This is a genomic window from Cryobacterium sp. Y50, assembly GCF_002929805.1.
Taxonomy (GTDB): Bacteria; Actinomycetota; Actinomycetes; order Actinomycetales; family Microbacteriaceae; genus Cryobacterium.
Genome location: NZ_PJJM01000092.1, coordinates 70270 through 87251 on the forward strand (window position 1 = coordinate 70270; position 16982 = coordinate 87251).

A 16982-nucleotide genomic window follows, 5' to 3' on the forward strand; every position below is an offset into this window, starting at 1 on the left:
GTGAGAAGTGAGAAACCTGGGTCAGAGCAGCGGCAGCGGTGGGTCGTGCTCGTTGGCACGATCGTCATAGCGGTAGAGCCGCGCCGGTCGATGCCGGGCCCCGGCCACGTGCTGATCGGTGCTGATCAGAGTGCCGCTCGCCTCGATCGACCGCCGAAAATTGGCCGGGTCGAGCGCCTTGTGCAGCACGGCCTCGTGTACCTCCCGCAGCTGGGCGAGGGTGAACGTGTCACCGAGAAAGGCGTGTGCGATTCGCGCGTATTCGACCTTGGTGCGCAGTCGCCAGAGCGCGTATTCGACCACGCTGTTGTGGTCGAAGGCGAGCGGGGGCAGCGAATCGGCAGCGAACCACCGCACGTTTTCACCAACGGATGCCCGTTCCGCCACCTCCGAGCGCACCAGCGCCCAGTACACGACGGAGACCACGCGCAGCCCGGGGGAGCGGTTGAGACGTCCGAAGGTATAGAGCTGCTCGAGGTAGCGCGGGGACAGCTCCGTGGTCTCGCGCAGGGTGCGGGCGGCGGCGGCGGCGAGTTCTTCGTCTGCGGGCAGCCACCCACCGGGCAGCGCCCAAAGATCGCGGTGTGGGTCGCGGGTGCGCCGAACGAGGGGTAGCCACAGGGTCTTGAGTCCGGACTCGTCGTCGGGGCGCAGGGCGAAGATCACGGTCGACACGGCCAGACTTGAACCCGCAGCGCTCGCTCCCGCAGTGCTCGCCGGGACGCCTTCGACGACGAGCGGGCTCTGTAGGGCGCTCAGGGGGGTCTGTACGGAATGCTCCAGCACGGGATCCAGTCGTAAAGGTCGATTTGACTCTAACTGCTGCACCCATCATATAGTCAAACTGACTCAAACACCCGAAGGTGACGAAACCCCGTCGTTCTTCGGTTGGCGCAATTCATCCATAGGCGGTCGCCCGTAAGTCGAACTTCGTGCGGGAAACGCTGATCTCGGATCAATCGGGTTGTAGAATCGCAACCCAAGCCAGAGGAGTCAGGCCAGAGGAGTCAGGCTCCGCGGGTTGCGGCAGCTGCGCGCGCGCCGGCCCGGCTGATGCCCATGCCCGTCACGCTCCAGAGAGTCACCCGGGCCATCGCCTCGATCGCGATGCGCGGGCTCATCTTCGACGACCCGCGCACCCGCTCGACGAAGGTGATCGGCACTTCGACGACGCGCAGGTCGGCGCGCACGGCGTGCAGCAGCATCTCGATCTGAAAGCAGTAGCCGAGGCTGTCGACGCTGGAGAGGTCCATGCGTGACAGGGCGCGGGCCGAATACACCCGGTAGCCGCCGGTGGCGTCGCGCTGAGGCAGCCGCAGCAGCATCCGGGAGTAGAAGGACCCGCCGCGGAAGAGCGCCCGTCGATGCCAGGGCCAATTCTCGATGGCCCCACCCGGCACCCAGCGTGATCCCAGCACGACGTCGGCCGTTTCGGCCGCGGTCAGCAGGCTGGCGAGTTGCTCCGGCTGGTGGGATCCGTCGGCGTCGAGCTGCACAAGCTGGGTATAGCCGTGGCCGAGAGCCCAGCCGAAGCCCTCGAGGTAGGCGGCGCCAAGGCCGGTCTTGGCGGTGCGATGTAGAACGTGTACGGCCGAATCCGCCGCGGCAATCTGATCGGCGAGGCTGCCTGTACCGTCGGGGGAGGCATCATCGACGACCAAAATGTGCGCCTCGGGAACGCTAGAGCGTACGCGTTCAACAATGCTGGCCACGTTCTCGGCCTCGTTGTAGGTAGGAATGATGACCAGCGTGATAACTGCGAAGTTCTGGGGCACTGGCTTACCTCGTCATTTCAATAATGATGGTGCGGTTGACCAGCGTCGTCTCGTCGACGCGGAATCCTTGCAATTGCAGCGTGCGGACATCCGTTTCATTTCGCCATTCCGCACTCCCCGAGTATTGCAGCAGCCAGACCGTGTTGAGGTTCGCCAGGGCCGGAAGCGCGTCGGTCAGCGGAGCTACTTCGTCCCAGAGCCAAGCCGTGTCGCTGTAGGCACGAGTCAGCGTCACGTCGTGCAGGCCGGCGAACGCCTCGGGGTAGAGGTGCATCGCCAGGCGCGGAACGCGCGACGGGCGAACGCTCTGGTCGAAGATGATGCCGTCGCCGGGCAGGGCCTCGGTTGCCAGCACGGCTGCCGCCTGACGCCAGTCGCTGCCCTCGTTCTTGCCGAAGTCACCGCGTTGCACGGCGTAGGCGGGCACGATGGTGGCCACGAGCAGGGCAACGCTTGCGGCGCGCAGCCAATTATTGGCCAGGGCAGCAACCCCCACGGCGATCACGACGCCCACCGCCGGAGCGCAGATCGACAGGTAGCGCGTCGAGTACATCGGGGTGACTAACTCGTTGCCGAGCAAGAGGATACCGCTCGGCAGCAGCATCCAGGCCAGGAAAATACTCAGCGCACCGCGGCTGGGCAGACCGGCCTGATAATGCGTGCCGCGGCGCCGAAAAAATACTGCCATGACGGCCACGACAATGAGCGCCCAGGCCATGATCGCGACCGGAACGGTGTCGAACCACTGCATGACCGCAGCTTCGGAGACGGTGACCCGCGGTCGGCGGCCGATGAACGCGATCTGCTCCCGCTGGGCTGAGCCCGCGAGCAGAATGGGCAGGGCCAGCAATAGCCCGAGGAGGCTCGCCCCCAGCCAGACGGCCAGGCTCCACCACAGTCGGGCAGTGGGTCGGCGAAGCGGATGCCGGTGAGCCAGCGCCACGACTGCGACGGCATGTACCGGAAGCAGCAGGGCCAGGTACAGAAAGACGTACAATCCGACCGCGAGCAGCACGGCGTAGCCACCCCACAGGGCGGTTTGTCGGCGGCGACTCGCGCTGCGGCTGCGCACCGCGTGCACGAGCAGCACGGTCAGCCACACGCCGATGGCCGTCGCGATCGCCGTCGATCGCGCCTCTGACCCCATATAGGTCACCCGGGGCAGCACGGCGAAGATCAGGCCGGCGCCGATCGCCGCCGGGCGCGATGTGAATTTTTCGGCCAGAACGACCGTGCCAGCAGCGGCAGACCCGATCGCGATCGCGCTCGGCAGCCGGGTGGAGAACTCGGAGGCACCAAACAGGTCGATCCAGCCGTGCAGAAACAAGTAGTAAGCGCCGTGCACCGCATCGATGTTGCCGAGCATGGCGAACAGTGAGGGCAGCGACCGCTCGCCCGACATCACACTGGCCGCTTCATCGCCCCAATACGACGGATGCCAGGACCAAGCGACCGACACGATAAAGCCGACGAGTCCCACGAGCAGAGCCGACCATCCGGTTGATCTGACGGTGTAATCGGGTCGGTGCATCGGTCGAGGAGCAACGGAATGAATCGCTGTAACGAAGGTCACTCGGTCAATTTACCCAATAATTGTTACCGGTAACTACCGAACCCCCCCGAACTTGTCGCAAAGCCCAATCCCTTTGCCGCACGACGTCGTCATCGGCTGCCAGCTAGGCTTTTGCCATGAGCCCAGAAGCGCAGCGAGACCAACCAGCCGCGGTGGGCGTTGCCATCGCCCAGTTCGCGCCGGGGCCCGATAAAGCGCAGAACCGGGCCGTGATTTGCCAGCTGGCCACGACAGCCGCCCGACGCGGTGCCCACCTGGTGGTGTTCCCGGAGTACTCGGCCTTCTTCGAGCCCAAACTCGGCCCGGCGTTCGTCGCCGCCGCGGAGCCGCTCGATGGCCTGTTCGTGACGGCGCTCGCCGCGCTCGCAGCCGAATTGGGCATCCACATTGTGGGCGGCATGCTCGAGACGACGGAGGACCCGGCCCGGTTTTCGAACACCCTGGTCGCCGTCGATCCGACCGGCCGCCTCGTCGCGAGCTATCGCAAGCTGCACCTCTACGACGCCTTCGGCGACCGCGAATCCGACTGGGTGCTGCCGGGTGACATGGACGTTCCCGAAACGTTCGAAGTCGGCAGCCTGCGGGTGGGCCTGCAGACCTGTTATGACATCCGTTTTCCCGAAGTAACCCGTCGCCTCGTCGATGCCGGCGCAACCCTGGTGCTGGTGCCGGCCGAGTGGGTGCGCGGCCCCCTCAAGGAACACCACTGGCGCACATTACTGACTGCTCGGGCGCTCGAGAACACAGTGTTTGTGGCCGCGGCCGATCACACGCCGCCGATCGGCGTTGGCATGAGCATGATCATCGATCCGATGGGCGTCGCGTTGATCAGTCTCGGTGAGGCAGCGGATGTCGCCATCGCCTTCCTGGAACCGGCGCGCGTTGAAGCGGTGCGCGCGATCAACCCGGCCCTGGCGCTGCGCCGGTTCGCCGTCGTGCCGCGCCCTGATTCTTACGGCCCTGATTCTTACGGCCCTGATTCTGACGGCGCTGATTCTGACGGCGCTGACCCGGCTACCGTTCGCTGACGGTCGCCTTGGTCGTATGGGTCTGGGCGGCCGCCCGAATGCCGATGGCCGGTTCGACCCTAGGTGCCTGGTTGGCGTTGACGACCGCACTCTCTTCGGCGGTTACGACAAGCCCCTGGCAGCTGTTCGCCGCACGCGTGAGCTGCGCCACCCAGTTCGGATTGATGGTCGGAGCGTGGCCGCCGGCGAACTTGAAATAGAGCGGAATTGCCGGGTGCAGCCACGCCGCACTGCGCCCGTCGCCGACCACGGTGGCATCGCGCCAAGACAGCAGAAAGCTCTCATCGTGGCGCAGTTTCTGAACGATCACGAGTTGCAGATGCGCCAACATTCGGTCTTCGAATTCCACGACGACACGGTCATACGTGAGCGAACCCATGAGTGCTACCTTCGGTCGGTCGTGCTGCCCCCAGCGAGAAGCAGAGGGTGTTGAAACACTGGAGCCGGAACGATTGAAAGCAAAGCCTGCACTTTAGCGTGGAACCGGGTACTCCCGACCACTGTCCTCCGTTCAGGGGACAAACACAAGCAATTCAGCAAGTGCCCAACGCCTTGTCACATTGATCTGCACCGAGCGCCTGCTCCATCGGCGGCGGAGCGGTGAATTCGAGCCGGAGCAGTACTTCGAGTGGGCGTTCGATCTGACCGAAGTGCCCGGACCTCGCAATCGTACTGATCACGCACTGGGGCACGACCTCGCACAATTTCGCGTCATCGGCGGCCGTGACGAACACGTCGTCGTCACCGTGCACGGCGCGCACCGGGCACACGATCTGAGCCCAGCGCCGTGTTGCGTCGTAGGCTCCGGCGCGGTCAGTGGCGAGCACGAACCCGGCCGGACGCACCTCGGCTCCGAGCGCGGCGACCACGGTCGAGTCAATGATTCCTGGGTGTCGAAATAGCGGTGCAACGAGGCCGCGCAGCAGGTTCAGGCGAGCCAGGGCCTTGATCAGGCCACGACTAACCCCGCCGCCGAGCCGCAGCATCCGCATCGTCAGCAGCAGCGCGGTGAACGCTGGCAACACGAAGAAGTGGCGAATTGGGTGACGCACGCTGTCAATGATAGAAAACGACGTGGCGGAGACCAGACCGACGGATGCTGTCGCCCGCGTCTCGCTCGCCGCCAGCTGCAACGCGATGATTCCTCCCATGGAATGACCCACGACGTTCCAGCGCTCGTAGCCGAGGGCGCGCGCGATTTCGGCGACTGTCTCGGCCATCGACTCGACGGTCAGGTTCACTTCATCCGCGGGAAGCGGCGAGTCGCCCCACCCGGGCAGGTCGGGAAGGATCAGGTCGGGCAGATCACGCTCGGTCGCGTGGGCCGCCTGCAGCAGGGGCGTCCAGGTCGTCCAGGATCCGGCAGCGCCGTGCAGCAGAATGGTCGCGGTCTGGCTTGCGGTGCGGCGACCATGGCGCACCACGACTGTGCCGCCGCGCAGGCGCATTGAACTGGTCGTCAGCCCGAAATGGTGGGCAGCCGGGTCGAGCGCGAAGGGGTTATAACCGAGCACGGTTGCCGGGGGTGCCGGGGGTGCCGGTCGGGGCTGGGAGTCGGGCTCACAGGATGGTTCCTGCACGGGTTGCGCCGGGCGCGGGCCTGGCTTCGGCCGCGGCGCCGGAGTATCAAGGCCGGTCGCGACGGAGAGGCTTCTGCTCGTTGGTCGGGTCATCAAGATGCTCATATGGATAGTTCGGTGCCGGAACCGCGCCGGATTGCTCCCAGCCGTGACAAATACGGGGCACGAAACACAACGCGCAGGAAGCGAACGCGTTGAGCCAATTGACAGGCCGGAATATCGAGTACGCCGCGTCCGTTACCGCCTACGGACGAAAAGCGACGACCGCTCGCCCCGTCCTCCCAGAACCCGTCGATCTGACTGACCGGCTGACTCGTTATTTTCAGAAAGAAGTACCCGTGAACCTCTTTTCCCCGCTGGCCCTCGGCGACCTTCAGCTGCCCAACCGCCTCGTGATGGCACCGCTGACTCGCATCCGTTCTGGACAGTCTGGGGTCCCCGGTGAGCTGGTGGCCCTGCACTATACGCAGCGAGCCACTCTCGGCTTGATCGTGAGCGAGGGCACCTACCCGAGCCACGCCGGTCAGGGTTTTCCGGGCCAGCCCGGCCTGGTCGAGCCGGAGCAACTCGCCGGTTGGCAGGCCGTGACCGACTCCGTGCACGCCGCCGGCGGACGCATCGTCGCCCAGGTCATGCACGCCGGTCGGGTCACACACGAAGCCACGAACGGCGGATACCCGGTCGTGGCTCCGAGCGCGATCGCCATCACCGGTAGTACCCGCACCTATGACGGCAAGCAGGACTTTCCGGTGCCGCACGCGCTGACCATAGACGAACTTCCCGGCATCATCGCCGAGTTTGTGCGCGGGGCGAAGAATGCCATCGCGGCCGGATTCGACGGCGTCGAGGTGCACGGCGCGAACGGCTACCTGCTGCACGAATTCCTCTCGCCGACCTCCAACGTGCGCGACGACGCCTTCGGCGGGTCACCCGAGAATCGCGCCCGTTTCGTCATCGACGTCGTCACGGCGGTTGCCGCGGTGATCGGCGCCGGCAAGGTGGGCCTGCGCATCTCGCCCGAGCACAACATTCAAGATGCCCTCGAAACGGATGCCGATGACGTCGCGGCCACCTACGGTGCCCTCCTCGGCGGGATCGCCCCGCTGGGCCTGGCGTACCTGAGCGTGCTGCACGCCGACCCGGCCGGGGAGTTCGTGCAACACCTGCGGGCGCGTTTCGGTGGCAACCTTCTGGTGAACAGCGGATTCGGCGTGATCACCTCGCGCGACGAAGCCCTCGCCCTGGTTCGTGACGACGTCGCGGATGCCGTCGTGGTGGGTCGCGCGGCCATCGCCAACCCCGACCTGCTGCGGCGCTGGCAGGAGGACCTGCCCGTGAACGAGCCCAACCCGCTCACCTACTACGCCGACGGCGCCCGCGGCTACACCGACTACCCCGCTTTAGCTTCCTAACTACCCGGCCCTGGCTTCTAAACTCCACTCTTGCTCGGGTCGGGTGCGTAACTCCTGCAATTCTTAGGCTGTCGGCGAAAGTTCCGCGTCATTTCGCGGGCGAGAACGCGCTGCCGCAGAAATTGCAGGAGTTATGCACCGGAATTGGTTGCGAAGCCCCTTGGTCCCCTTGACAGCGGGGTTTTACCGCCGAGACAGCGCCGCGAGTTGCGCGGATGCTCGCTCGAGCAGGCCGACCTTCTTGCAGTAAGCGAACCGCACGAGCGGCGCATATTCGGCCCGGTGCGCGGGGGAGCAAAACGCCGCAATCGGCACCGCGACAACCCCGGCCAGCTCGGGGAGTCGGCGGCAGAAGTCGGCACCGTCGGTGAAACCGAGCGGTGTCGCGTCCGCCACGATGAAATACGAGCCCTGCGGCACGCTGATGGCGAATCCGGCCGCACGAAGCCCCGTGGCCAGAACATCGCGCTTGCCCTTCATCTCGGCGGCGCTACCCGAAAAATACGAGTCCGGCAGGTCGAGCCCTACCGCGATGGCCGGCTGAAACGGCGCCGCGTTCACGAAGGTGAGAAACTGTTTGACCGCGAGAATGGCGGTCACGATCGCGGCGGGCGCACTCAGCCACCCTACCTTCCAGCCGGTCAGGCTGAACGTCTTGCCCCCGGATGAAATGGTGACCGTGCGCTCCCACGCCCCCGGCAGCGTCGCGATCGGAATGTGCGGCACCCCGAAAGTGAGGTGTTCGTAGACCTCATCTGTGACGATCAACGCGTCGTGCTGGTGTGCAAGCTGCACGATGAGCTCGAGCGTCTCCCGGGGAAAAACCGCCCCGGTCGGGTTGTGCGGATCGTTCACGATGATCAATCGGGTGCGGTCGGTCACAGCGGTGCGCAGAGCGTCGAGGTCGGGCTGAAAGTCGGGAGCGCGTAGCGGCACCGTTCGGTGGATGCCTCCACCCAGGCCGATCAGTCCACCGTAGGCATCGTAGAACGGCTCGAAGGTGACGACCTCGTCGCCCGGTTCGATCAGGGCCAGAATGGTCGCCGCGAGCGCTTCGGTCGCGCCGGCCGTGACCAGAATTTCACTGCCAGGGTCGAGGGTTAGTCCGTAGAAACGCTGTTGGTGTCTGGCAATCGCGTCGAGGAGGGTCGGCTGGCCGCGTCCAGGCGGATACTGGTTCATCCCGTCGCTGATCGCCTGGCGGGCGGCCTCGAGAACCTCGGCCGGTCCGTCTTCATCCGGAAAGCCCTGCCCGAGGTTGATGGCACCGGTACGCGCGGCGAGCGCGCTCATCTCGGCGAAAATACTCGCAGCGACGCTGCCGTCCTCGGTGAGGAGCCCGGCCCCGCGGGCTGTGCGTCGCCAGGCACCCGAGACGATCGGGGTATGTTCTGTGTGGAAAGAGTCCTGCATACGCTCCAAACTATCGCCTCGGCAAGGTCTCGGCTCGATCATTGAATGCTCTCAGGCCGTACAGACCGAACGTTCAGGTTCGGGCGCAAAGCTGGCAACGCTTGGAAGGAGCACCCGATGACCGACAACAATAAAGATTCTGGCACCAACCCCGACCCGGCTGATGATGCAGCAGCCTTTGCCGTGAATGAGTCCGGAGAGGCCACTGCGCCCACTGCACCGCCGGTGCTACCCACCGAAGCGCCGGCCGCCCCCTCGGCCCCGACCACCACACCGGCGAATTCCGAGCCCGCAGTGCCGGTCGTTTACGCACCGACCCAGCCGGCAGCGTCCGTTTCAGCTGAGCCCGTCACGAATCAGACCTCCGCTCACCCGACGGATGCCTTCGGTCGCCCTGCGCCGACCGCCGCCGCGTCTCCCGCGGCCCACGCTCCAAGCGCCGCTTCGCAGGACTACGCCACTGCGAATTCCTATCCCACGGATTCCTACCCCGGGCAGCCGTTCCCAGCCGGCAAGACCAAGGAATCCGGTCGCCGCAAGGGCAGCGTCGCACTGATCGCCGCCCTCGCTATTGGCGCCCTGGTCGGCGGATCGTCGGGCGCCGGCATCACCGCTCTCATGATGAGCAACCAGAACAACGGCGTCCGGGTCAGCGAAGCCTCCGGCCCGAACAATGTCGTCGTCAATGACTCCACGAGCGTCAATCAGATCACCGCCGTCGCCGCGAAGGCCTCGCCGAGCGTCGTAACCATTGATGTCGCCAACGGCTCCTCGGGAGGTACCGGTTCAGGGGTCATCCTCACCGAAGACGGGTACGTTCTCACCAACACCCACGTCGTCACCCTCGACGGGGCAGCCTCGGACGTCACGATCGAGGTCAAGAGCAATGATGGCAAGCTGTACACCGCCACGCTCGTTGGCACCGACCCCATCTCCGACCTCGCCGTCATCAAACTGACCGATGCCAGCGGACTGACCCCAATCACCTGGGGCGACTCCTCCGAGCTCAACGTCGGCGACAGCGCCATCGCCATCGGTGCCCCACTGGGGCTCTCCGGCACGGTTACCGACGGCATCGTCAGCGCGCTCAACCGCAGCATCACGGTCGCAAGCTCGGCCGCACCGACCTCGCCCGACCAGACGGTGCCCGATGAGGGAGACAGCCAGAACCCGTTCTTCTTCGATTTCCCCGACCAGAACGGCGAACAGTCGCCGGGTTCCCAGAGCGCCACCGCGAGTATCTCCCTTCCCGTGATCCAAACGGATGCCGCCATCAACCCCGGCAACTCCGGTGGCGCCCTGCTGAATGACGCCGGTGAGCTGATCGGCATCAACGTGGCCATTGCCAGCGCTGGCAGCACGACCGCGTCGTCAGCGACCGGAAGCATCGGCGTGGGATTCTCGATCCCGTCGAACTTCGCCCAGCGCATCTCCGATGAGATCATCGCCAATGGAACGGCCACGCACGGCCTGCTCGGTGCGAGCGTCAGAGACGCGTCGAGCTCGACCAGCAACACGGTGGGTGCCGTCATCGTCGAAGCCAGCCCCGGTGGTGCCGCCGAGAAGGCCGGCCTGACCGAGGGCGACGTGGTTACCAACTTCAACGGTGTACCGATCACCGACGCGATCGACCTCACCGCTCAGGTGCGGGTGCTCCCTGCTGGTGGAACCGCTGACCTGACCTATGTGCGGGATGGAAAGTCGTTCACCATCTCCGTCACGGTCGGCGAGCTCACCAGCTGAGCCCCGCTCCTTCCTACCGCTTCTCACACCTTCCCGTAAATTGCGCCGCCGGTAAGCCGGCGGCGCAATTTACGCGTTCGGCACCGGCGCGTGGCGAATTGCCGGGCTGGTAGGCTCGATCGTCCTACCCCATTAGCGGAAAGCCGGCCAGCCAGGTGCACCAAGGTAGTATGAGATTTCTGCCCGGGGTCTCGTACGTGATGCCCGTGCTGAACGAGGCGACACACGTGCGAGCCGCAGTCGAGAGCCTGCTGGGCCAGGACTACCAGGGACCGTTCGAGGTCACCCTGGCGCTCGGACCGAGCATCGACGGAACGACCGAACTGGTCGAAGAAATGGCCTCCGTTGACTCACGCATTCGTGTCGTGGCCAACGAGGTGGGGTCGACTCCGGCCGGCCTGAACACTGCCATTGGCTCCTCCCAATATGCGGTCGTCATTCGCGTGGACGCGCACTCGGTGTTGCCCCCCGAGTACGCCCGTGTCGCGGTTGAGACGCTCGAACGCACCGGCGCCGACAATGTCGGCGGCATCATGGATGCTCGCGGGATCAGCGCCTTTGAACGGGCCGTGGCCCGCGCCTACGGCACCCGGATCGGCCTGGGCGGGACACCGCACCACGTGGGTGGAGCGGAAGGGGCCGCCGAAACGGTCTATCTGGGCTGTTTTCGCACCCAGAGCATCCTCAACGTCGGCCTCTTCGACGAGGGTGTGAAGCGCGGCCAGGACTGGGACCTTAATCGGCGGCTGCGCGAGGCCGGTGGCCTGGTCTGGTTCACGCCAAAGCTCCGAGTGCTCTACCGGCCCCGGCCGACCCTCGCCCAATTGGCGCGGCAGATGTTGTCGACCGGGCTGTGGCGCGGAGAACTCGCTCGGCGCTACCCAGCGGCCAACGGCATCCGTTATTTTGTGCCGCCAATCATGGTGCTCGGAGTGACTCTCGGGATGCTCCTCGGGCTCGGGGGGCTCCTGCAGCTGGCTCTCGGCTCAGCGCCGTGGCTGCTCCTCGGCCTGATCGTTCCGGCTGGGTATCTGCTCATCGTCGTCGCCGCGACTCTCGCGGTGGCACGACCAGACGGATTTCGTGCGAGCCTGCACTTTCTCATAGTCTTGCCATGCATTCACTTTTGCTGGGGAATCGGCTTCGTCCTCGGGTACCTCAAGCTCACCAGCAACATCACGGCACACACGGGAAGGTGAGCGCATGACCAGTTCGCCCAATATCGCGCGTTCAGGCAAAGCCCGGCCGGAGTCGATCGCCCAGTTGCGCGCGGTGGCGCAGCCGCCCGAGGTGCGCCTACGCGCCAACGCCGAGCATTGGACCGCGAGCCTGTACCTGCGCGATCTGTCGCCGTACTTGACCTGGATGCTCCTGAAGACTCGCATCTCGGCCAACGGTGTGACCGCACTGATGATTCTGGCCGGCTGGTCGACCGCGGCGGCCCTTTTGGTTCCGGGAATCTGGGGCGCCCTGCTCGCGCTCGTGCTCAGCCAGGTGCAAATGCTGATCGACTGCTGCGACGGGGAAGTCGCCCGCTGGCGCGGCACGTCCTCGCCCGCAGGGGTGTTTCTCGACAAAGTCGGACACTACTCGACCGAGTCACTCATTCCCATTGCCCTCGGCTTTCGGGCAGCCGCCCACCCGTTTGAGTCGCCCGAGGATTTTCTCTGGACCAGCCTCGCGCTGCTGCTCGCCCTGATCATCGTGCTGAACAAAGCGCTCAATGACATGGTGCACGTCGCCCGTGCCAACGCCGGCCTGACCAAGCTCGCCGACACCCACGGCGAGAAGACCCCGACGTCGAGCCTGATCGCCCGCGTACGCCGTCTCGCCCGTTTCGTGCCTTTCCACCGGCTATACCACTCGGTCGAACTGACCATGGTGATCTTCGCCGCGGCCGTCGTGGGCCTCGTCATCGGGCAGCCCATCGTGGACCGGGCCGTGCTGAGTATCTTGGTTCCACTCGCGTTGCTCTCGCTCATCGGCCATTTCGTGGCCATCATGGCGTCCAAGCGTGTCCGTTCCTAGGTTCGGCTCCGGTACCCCGACGGTTGGTGTCGTGGTGCTGACCCAGGGCACCCGGCCGGATGACCTCGACCGCGGCATCCGTTCAGTGCTGGCTCAGCAAGGGGTCACGCTCGACGTGATCTGTGTCGGCAACGGCTGGCAGCCGACCGGCCTGCCGACCGACGTGCAATCGCTCGGGTTGCCGACGAACCTCGGCATTCCGGCTGGACGCAACCGCGGGGTGTCGCTTGTCACTGGGGAATACCTGTTCTTTCTCGACGACGATGCGAGCATTCCCGACCCGAAATTTCTGATCACCGCGATCGGCAAGCTGCGCGGCGACCCTCGGATCGGCCTGCTGCAGCCACGGATCGAGGACCCGACCGGCGTCGAATCGCCTCGTCGGTGGATTCCGCGCATCCGCAAGGGTGAGGCCGCCACACCCGGACCGGTGTTCTCGGTCTGGGAGGGTGCCGTACTGCTGCCGCGGGCCGTCTTCGACGCGACCGGCGGCTGGGCCGAGCCGTTCTTCTACGCCCACGAGGGCATCGAACTCGCCTGGCGGGTCTGGGACCAGGGCTTCGTTACCTGGTACGCCGGCGATCTCGTGGCCAACCATCCGGTGATCCTGCAGACCCGGCACGCCGACTACTATCGTCTGAACGCCCGCAATCGGGTTTGGCTCGCCCGTCGCAACCTGCCAGCCCCGTTGGTGCCGCTCTACGTCGGCGCCTGGACCGCGATTCAGGTGCTGCGCTGGGCCCCGCGCAACAGGCCGGCCCTACGCGCCTGGTTCGGTGGCTGGCGCGAGGGCTGGCGCAGCGATCCGGGGCCGCGGCATCCGCTTCGAGCACGCACGATCTGGCGCATGACCGTCGCCGGTCGACCGCCGATTATCTGAGGGACGGTAGGCTGGTTTGGTGGTAATTCGGAAAGACCTCAGGCGCGCCGTCAAGCTGGTCAAGGATGTTGTGGCATCCCGCAAGGTGCAACACGCGCTGCGCGGCCCGCTGAAATCGCGGGAATTACGCGAGGATAACCACTTCAAGATCGCCGTCTACTTTGCTGACGGGCCGGTCAACATGTACCAAATGCGGCAATGGTATCGGCCGCTCGCTACCCTCGCCAAGACCTGGCCGGTGCTGGTGCTCAGCCGCACCGGCGGAGGCACCCTCAAACTCATGGACGAGTCGCCGGTTCCGGTCGCCTACGCGCGCACGGTGTCGCAGCTCGAGCAGATTGTCGCCGAGCAGGACATTCGCATCGTGTTCTACGTCAACCAGAACCCGCGCAACTTTCAAATGATGCGCTACGGGCGCTGCTGGCACGTTTTCATCAACCACGGTGAGAGCGACAAGATGTACATGATCACCAACCAGTTCAAGGCTTACGATTACTCGTTCGTCGCCGGCGATGCTGCGCTGGCCCGACTGGACCGGGTTCTCTGGGACTACGACTTCGACAAGCGTGCCGTCAAAATCGGGCGCCCGCAGGCGGACTACTTTAGCGGCGAGCTGCCTTACACGCCCGACGAACGTCAGGTCGTGCTCTACGCCCCAACCTGGGAGGGCGATCGGGCCGCCGCCGCCTATGGCTCCGCCGCGACCCACGGCGTCGCGCTGGTCAGCGCCCTGCTGGACACCGGAACGCATCGGGTCATCTACCGTCCGCACCCACGCAGCGGCGTCGCCGACCACCACTATGGTGCCGCAAATAAGACCATCATCAGCGCTATCGCCGCCGCGAATGCCCGCGATCCCAGCGCTCAGCACGTCTACGACTCCGGTCCAAACCTCGGCTGGCAGCTGGCCGCCGCAGATCTCGCGATCGTCGACATTTCGGCGATGGTGTATGACCGCCTCGCCACTGGAAAGCCGCTCATCATTACCCGCCCGGTGAACCCGATGGCCGTGATCGACACGAGTGGCTACCTCTCCGACTGCGAATGGCTTTCCGACGAGCAAGCCGGGGACATCGCGGCCGTCGTCGACCGGCTCACCCACGATGACGCAGCGGTCGAACGACTGCAGGGCTGGGTGCACCGGTACTTTGGTGACACCGCCCCCGGCGTTGCGACGGTCCGCCTGCACGCGGCCGTGCAGCACCTTATGGACGAATGGGATCGGTTCGCCGCCGTGCACGACTACGATGTGCCCATCGTGCGCGATCCCGCCACGATTCCCGAAGATGAGCTATAGCGTCGGGTTCTGACCGGGCGTTGCGCGTTCGGGCGAGCTTGCGCCGCTGTGCTGCCTTGGTACTGTGCTGCACGGGCACCCGATTGTGGCTCGCGCGCCGGGCAGGCCACGCGCGCGAGCAGCTTGGGGTTGCGCGAGCAGCGTTAGTACGCCCGACGCGTTAGTCCCGTGCGGGGTTGGACCGCGATTCGAGCGACTGCGGCGGGGCAGTCGGCCTCGAATTGGATGCCCAAGGCTCGGTCTGTCCCGCCGCCACCGACTTGCCCCGGCGCGCTTCTCGCACTCGGATCTCGCGTACTCGTGGCTCCAGATCCGGCTGAAACCCGGTGGGCGGCGGGCCGAAAGCGAACTGTGACGCGTGCATGACCTTATTGCCCAGAATGTGATTACCAACACCGCCGATGACCGCTCCGATGCCAAACGGGAGGACTTTGCCGAGCACGCTGGCGCTGCCACGGGTGGCGAACTGACGCAGAAAAGCGCTCTTGAGCCGGTCGGTCAGGGGGCCCAGAACTGCCCGGGGGAGGTTGTTCGTGATGAGTTCGCCCCAGTAGGTGGTGCGCGCCGTGCCCGAACCGGTGATCTGCCCGGCGAGCTGGCGTACCAGATCACTGCCCTCCCGGCCCAGCATCATGGTCATGACGAGGGCGCGAGCCCGCTCTGGATCCTCCACGGCAATACCGTGTACCTCGCTGACCGACTGGGTGAACAGCGCCGTCGCCTCGAGAAAGCCGGCGGTCTCCACGCCAGACAGGGCGAGGGTGACGCCAGTGCCGACCCCGGGAATGACGGCGGTCGCGCCCACTGCTGCACCTCCGGCCGTGACTGCTGCCAGATAGCGCTTCTCCAGGATGCGCACGATCTGCTCCGGCGAGGCGTATGGATTACGGCGACGGATGCTGCGGATATGGGCCAGGACGACCGGCCGGTGAATGGCCAGAACCCGATCGAAACCCTTTACAAACCCGGTCGGTAGAGCGCCGCCCTGCGGATTTCCGCCGGTCGATGACAGCATCGGTGTGCTTTTCCTGGCCATTGATCACCCTCTCCTCGCCCATCTTGTCGAGTGTACGTGGTGCCCCCGGGCACACGCTGTACCGCGCGTCGACTCCGGCACGACATCAAATACCACGTCTGGGCAATTGTCCAGCCGCTAGTCAAGACCGGGGTGGGCGGCTACAACTGAGGAATGCCCAAGCCGAAATCAGAAGCGTCCAGACTGCTTGGCCGCCGTCTGCGCGAACGACGCCTGACTCTTGGATTCAATCAGGAGTCGGTCGCCCTGCTCGCCGGACTCAACGTGTCGAATTATGCGCGGATTGATCGGGGTTACGGAAACCCGACGATGTACACGCTCATTCGACTCGCCGCCGTTCTACAACTTGAACTCAGTGAGCTGGTGATTGGCCTGGAGGTCGAACAGCTTCCGCCAACCCGTGACGCTTACCTGGCCATTAACTTTCGCTGAGGATGGTTATGGTCAGGCCTTGGGCTTGACGACGTAGTCCGCGTTGTAGCGCTCAAGCACGTCGGTGATCGGGGCATCGAGCACGAGATCGCCTCGGTCGAGGTAGAGGCCGCGCGTGCAGAACCGACGCAGGTCTCGCTCATTGTGCGACACGATGAACAGCGTTCGGCCGCCGGCCAGAAGCTCTTCGATGCGCTGGTAGCACTTCTCCCGAAAGGCCTTATCGCCCACGGCTAGTACCTCGTCGACCAGCAAAATGGGTTCTTCCAACCGGGAGATCACGGCGAAAGCGATGCGCACCTTCATCCCGCTCGATAAATGCTTGTACGGCGTGTCGATGAAGTCGGCGATCTCGGCGAATTCAATGATCTCATCAAAGCGTGCGGCGATCTGCTTGCGGGTCATGCCGTGCAGGCCAGCGGTGAGGTAGACGTTGTCGCGCACGCTGAGGTCATCGACGAATCCGCCGGTGATCTCGATCAGCGGTGCGACGCCCTCGGTCACGTGCACCGTTCCGGTATCGGGAAGCACGACTCCGGTGACGAGTTTGAGCAGGGTGGACTTGCCCTGGCCGTTGCGGCCGACGACACCGATGGCTTCCCCTGGCTGCACAGTGAAGCTCACGTGCTGCAGGGCCCAGAATTCGCCCGGACGGCTGCGCCGGTTTCTGGCACCGAAGAGGTCCTTGAAATTGCGACGACCGCGACGATTCCTGCGAAAGCGGATGCCGACATCCACTAGCGAAATCACCGGCAGCACCCCGAGCGACATTGGGTCCACGGCCA

At 65.2% G+C, this 16982-nt stretch carries 16 protein-coding genes; 8 read left to right on the top strand and 8 right to left on the bottom strand.

All coding sequences use genetic code 11. From position 1 onward, the window contains the following. Positions 1–21 precede the first annotated feature (21 nt). From CXY73_RS11350 to CXY73_RS11360, 3 genes are all read right to left on the bottom strand, one after another. On the bottom strand, positions 22–681 hold the full coding sequence (locus CXY73_RS11350; protein WP_233198280.1) for an NUDIX domain-containing protein: 660 nt from the start codon (positions 679–681) through the stop codon (positions 22–24). Between the two features lie 326 nt (positions 682–1007). Further along, positions 1008–1775 carry a polyprenol monophosphomannose synthase gene (locus CXY73_RS11355; protein ID WP_104177767.1) on the bottom strand — a complete coding sequence of 256 codons (768 nt, stop codon included), beginning with the start codon at positions 1773–1775 and terminating at the stop codon, positions 1008–1010. A gap of 4 nt (positions 1776–1779) precedes the next feature. Continuing rightward, on the bottom strand, positions 1780–3348 hold the full coding sequence (locus CXY73_RS11360) for a glycosyltransferase family 39 protein (protein ID WP_146071734.1): 1569 nt from the start codon (positions 3346–3348) through the stop codon (positions 1780–1782). A 116-nt stretch (positions 3349–3464) separates the two neighbouring features. On the opposite strand from CXY73_RS11360, the gene CXY73_RS11365 reads away from it, so the two are divergent. Further along, positions 3465–4376 (top strand): carbon-nitrogen hydrolase family protein, encoded by a 912-nt coding sequence (locus CXY73_RS11365; RefSeq protein WP_104177769.1) that lies wholly within the window; start codon positions 3465–3467, stop codon positions 4374–4376. Here CXY73_RS11365 and CXY73_RS11370 read toward each other — a convergent pair. Further along, entirely contained in the window at positions 4363–4755 is a 393-nt protein-coding gene (locus CXY73_RS11370) for an ATP-dependent DNA ligase (RefSeq protein ID WP_233198276.1), read from the bottom strand. The genes CXY73_RS11365 and CXY73_RS11370 overlap by 14 nt on opposite strands. Before the next feature lie 154 nt (positions 4756–4909). Next, entirely contained in the window at positions 4910–5956 is a 1047-nt protein-coding gene (locus tag CXY73_RS11375; RefSeq protein ID WP_158254109.1) for an alpha/beta fold hydrolase, read from the bottom strand. 308 nt (positions 5957–6264) lie between these two features. On the opposite strand from CXY73_RS11375, the gene CXY73_RS11380 reads away from it, so the two are divergent. Beyond that, entirely contained in the window at positions 6265–7368 is a 1104-nt protein-coding gene (locus CXY73_RS11380) for an alkene reductase (protein ID WP_369831239.1), read from the top strand. Positions 7369–7551: 183 nt separating this feature from the next. Here the strand turns inward: CXY73_RS11380 and CXY73_RS11385 are convergent, their stop codons facing one another. Next, positions 7552–8781 (bottom strand): aminotransferase class I/II-fold pyridoxal phosphate-dependent enzyme, encoded by a 1230-nt coding sequence (locus CXY73_RS11385; protein ID WP_104177771.1) that lies wholly within the window; start codon positions 8779–8781, stop codon positions 7552–7554. Between the two features lie 117 nt (positions 8782–8898). Between CXY73_RS11385 and CXY73_RS11390 the strand changes: the two genes are divergently transcribed. The 5 genes from CXY73_RS11390 to CXY73_RS11410 all read left to right on the top strand — a co-directional run bounded on the left by CXY73_RS11390 (position 8899) and on the right by CXY73_RS11410 (position 14729). After that, entirely contained in the window at positions 8899–10524 is a 1626-nt protein-coding gene (locus CXY73_RS11390) for a S1C family serine protease (RefSeq protein WP_104177772.1), read from the top strand. A gap of 170 nt (positions 10525–10694) precedes the next feature. After that, the gene (locus CXY73_RS11395; RefSeq protein ID WP_104177773.1) at positions 10695–11723 is read left to right on the top strand and encodes a glycosyltransferase family 2 protein; all 1029 of its coding nucleotides are present in this window, start codon (positions 10695–10697) and stop codon (positions 11721–11723) included. 4 nt (positions 11724–11727) lie between these two features. After that, entirely contained in the window at positions 11728–12552 is an 825-nt protein-coding gene (locus CXY73_RS11400; protein ID WP_104177774.1) for a CDP-alcohol phosphatidyltransferase family protein, read from the top strand. Beyond that, the gene (locus CXY73_RS11405; RefSeq protein ID WP_104135776.1) at positions 12539–13432 is read left to right on the top strand and encodes a glycosyltransferase family 2 protein; all 894 of its coding nucleotides are present in this window, start codon (positions 12539–12541) and stop codon (positions 13430–13432) included. Before CXY73_RS11400 ends, CXY73_RS11405 begins: the two co-directional genes overlap by 14 nt. A gap of 19 nt (positions 13433–13451) precedes the next feature. Next, positions 13452–14729, top strand: a complete 1278-nt coding sequence (locus CXY73_RS11410; RefSeq protein WP_104177775.1) for a CDP-glycerol glycerophosphotransferase family protein — start codon at positions 13452–13454, stop codon at positions 14727–14729. A gap of 160 nt (positions 14730–14889) precedes the next feature. On the opposite strand, the gene CXY73_RS11415 is transcribed toward CXY73_RS11410, so the two are convergent. Continuing rightward, positions 14890–15765 (bottom strand): hypothetical protein, encoded by an 876-nt coding sequence (locus CXY73_RS11415; protein WP_369831238.1) that lies wholly within the window; start codon positions 15763–15765, stop codon positions 14890–14892. Between the two features lie 153 nt (positions 15766–15918). Here CXY73_RS11415 and CXY73_RS11420 point away from each other — a divergent pair, with 153 nt between their 5' ends. Then, complete coding sequence (locus tag CXY73_RS11420; RefSeq protein WP_104135774.1) at positions 15919–16197, top strand: helix-turn-helix domain-containing protein; 279 nt, start codon at positions 15919–15921, stop codon at positions 16195–16197. A 12-nt stretch (positions 16198–16209) separates the two neighbouring features. On the opposite strand, the gene CXY73_RS11425 is transcribed toward CXY73_RS11420, so the two are convergent. Next, positions 16210–16968 (bottom strand): ABC transporter ATP-binding protein, encoded by a 759-nt coding sequence (locus tag CXY73_RS11425; RefSeq protein ID WP_199185350.1) that lies wholly within the window; start codon positions 16966–16968, stop codon positions 16210–16212. Between the last annotated feature and the right edge of the window lie 14 nt (positions 16969–16982).

What these genes read in the sequence shown, in the direction of transcription:
- CXY73_RS11365 (WP_104177769.1), top strand. Translation starts at nt 3,465, where the DNA reads ATGAGCCCAGAAGCGCAGCGAGACCAACCAGCCGCGGTGGGCGTTGCC.
- CXY73_RS11370 (WP_233198276.1), bottom strand. Translation starts at nt 4,755, where the DNA reads ATGGGTTCGCTCACGTATGACCGTGTCGTCGTGGAATTCGAAGACCGA.
- CXY73_RS11385 (WP_104177771.1), bottom strand. Translation starts at nt 8,781, where the DNA reads ATGCAGGACTCTTTCCACACAGAACATACCCCGATCGTCTCGGGTGCC.
- CXY73_RS11390 (WP_104177772.1), top strand. Translation starts at nt 8,899, where the DNA reads ATGACCGACAACAATAAAGATTCTGGCACCAACCCCGACCCGGCTGAT.
- CXY73_RS11395 (WP_104177773.1), top strand. Translation starts at nt 10,695, where the DNA reads ATGAGATTTCTGCCCGGGGTCTCGTACGTGATGCCCGTGCTGAACGAG.
- CXY73_RS11400 (WP_104177774.1), top strand. Translation starts at nt 11,728, where the DNA reads ATGACCAGTTCGCCCAATATCGCGCGTTCAGGCAAAGCCCGGCCGGAG.
- CXY73_RS11415 (WP_369831238.1), bottom strand. Translation starts at nt 15,765, where the DNA reads ATGGCCAGGAAAAGCACACCGATGCTGTCATCGACCGGCGGAAATCCG.
- CXY73_RS11420 (WP_104135774.1), top strand. Translation starts at nt 15,919, where the DNA reads ATGCCCAAGCCGAAATCAGAAGCGTCCAGACTGCTTGGCCGCCGTCTG.
- CXY73_RS11425 (WP_199185350.1), bottom strand. Translation starts at nt 16,968, where the DNA reads ATGTCGCTCGGGGTGCTGCCGGTGATTTCGCTAGTGGATGTCGGCATC.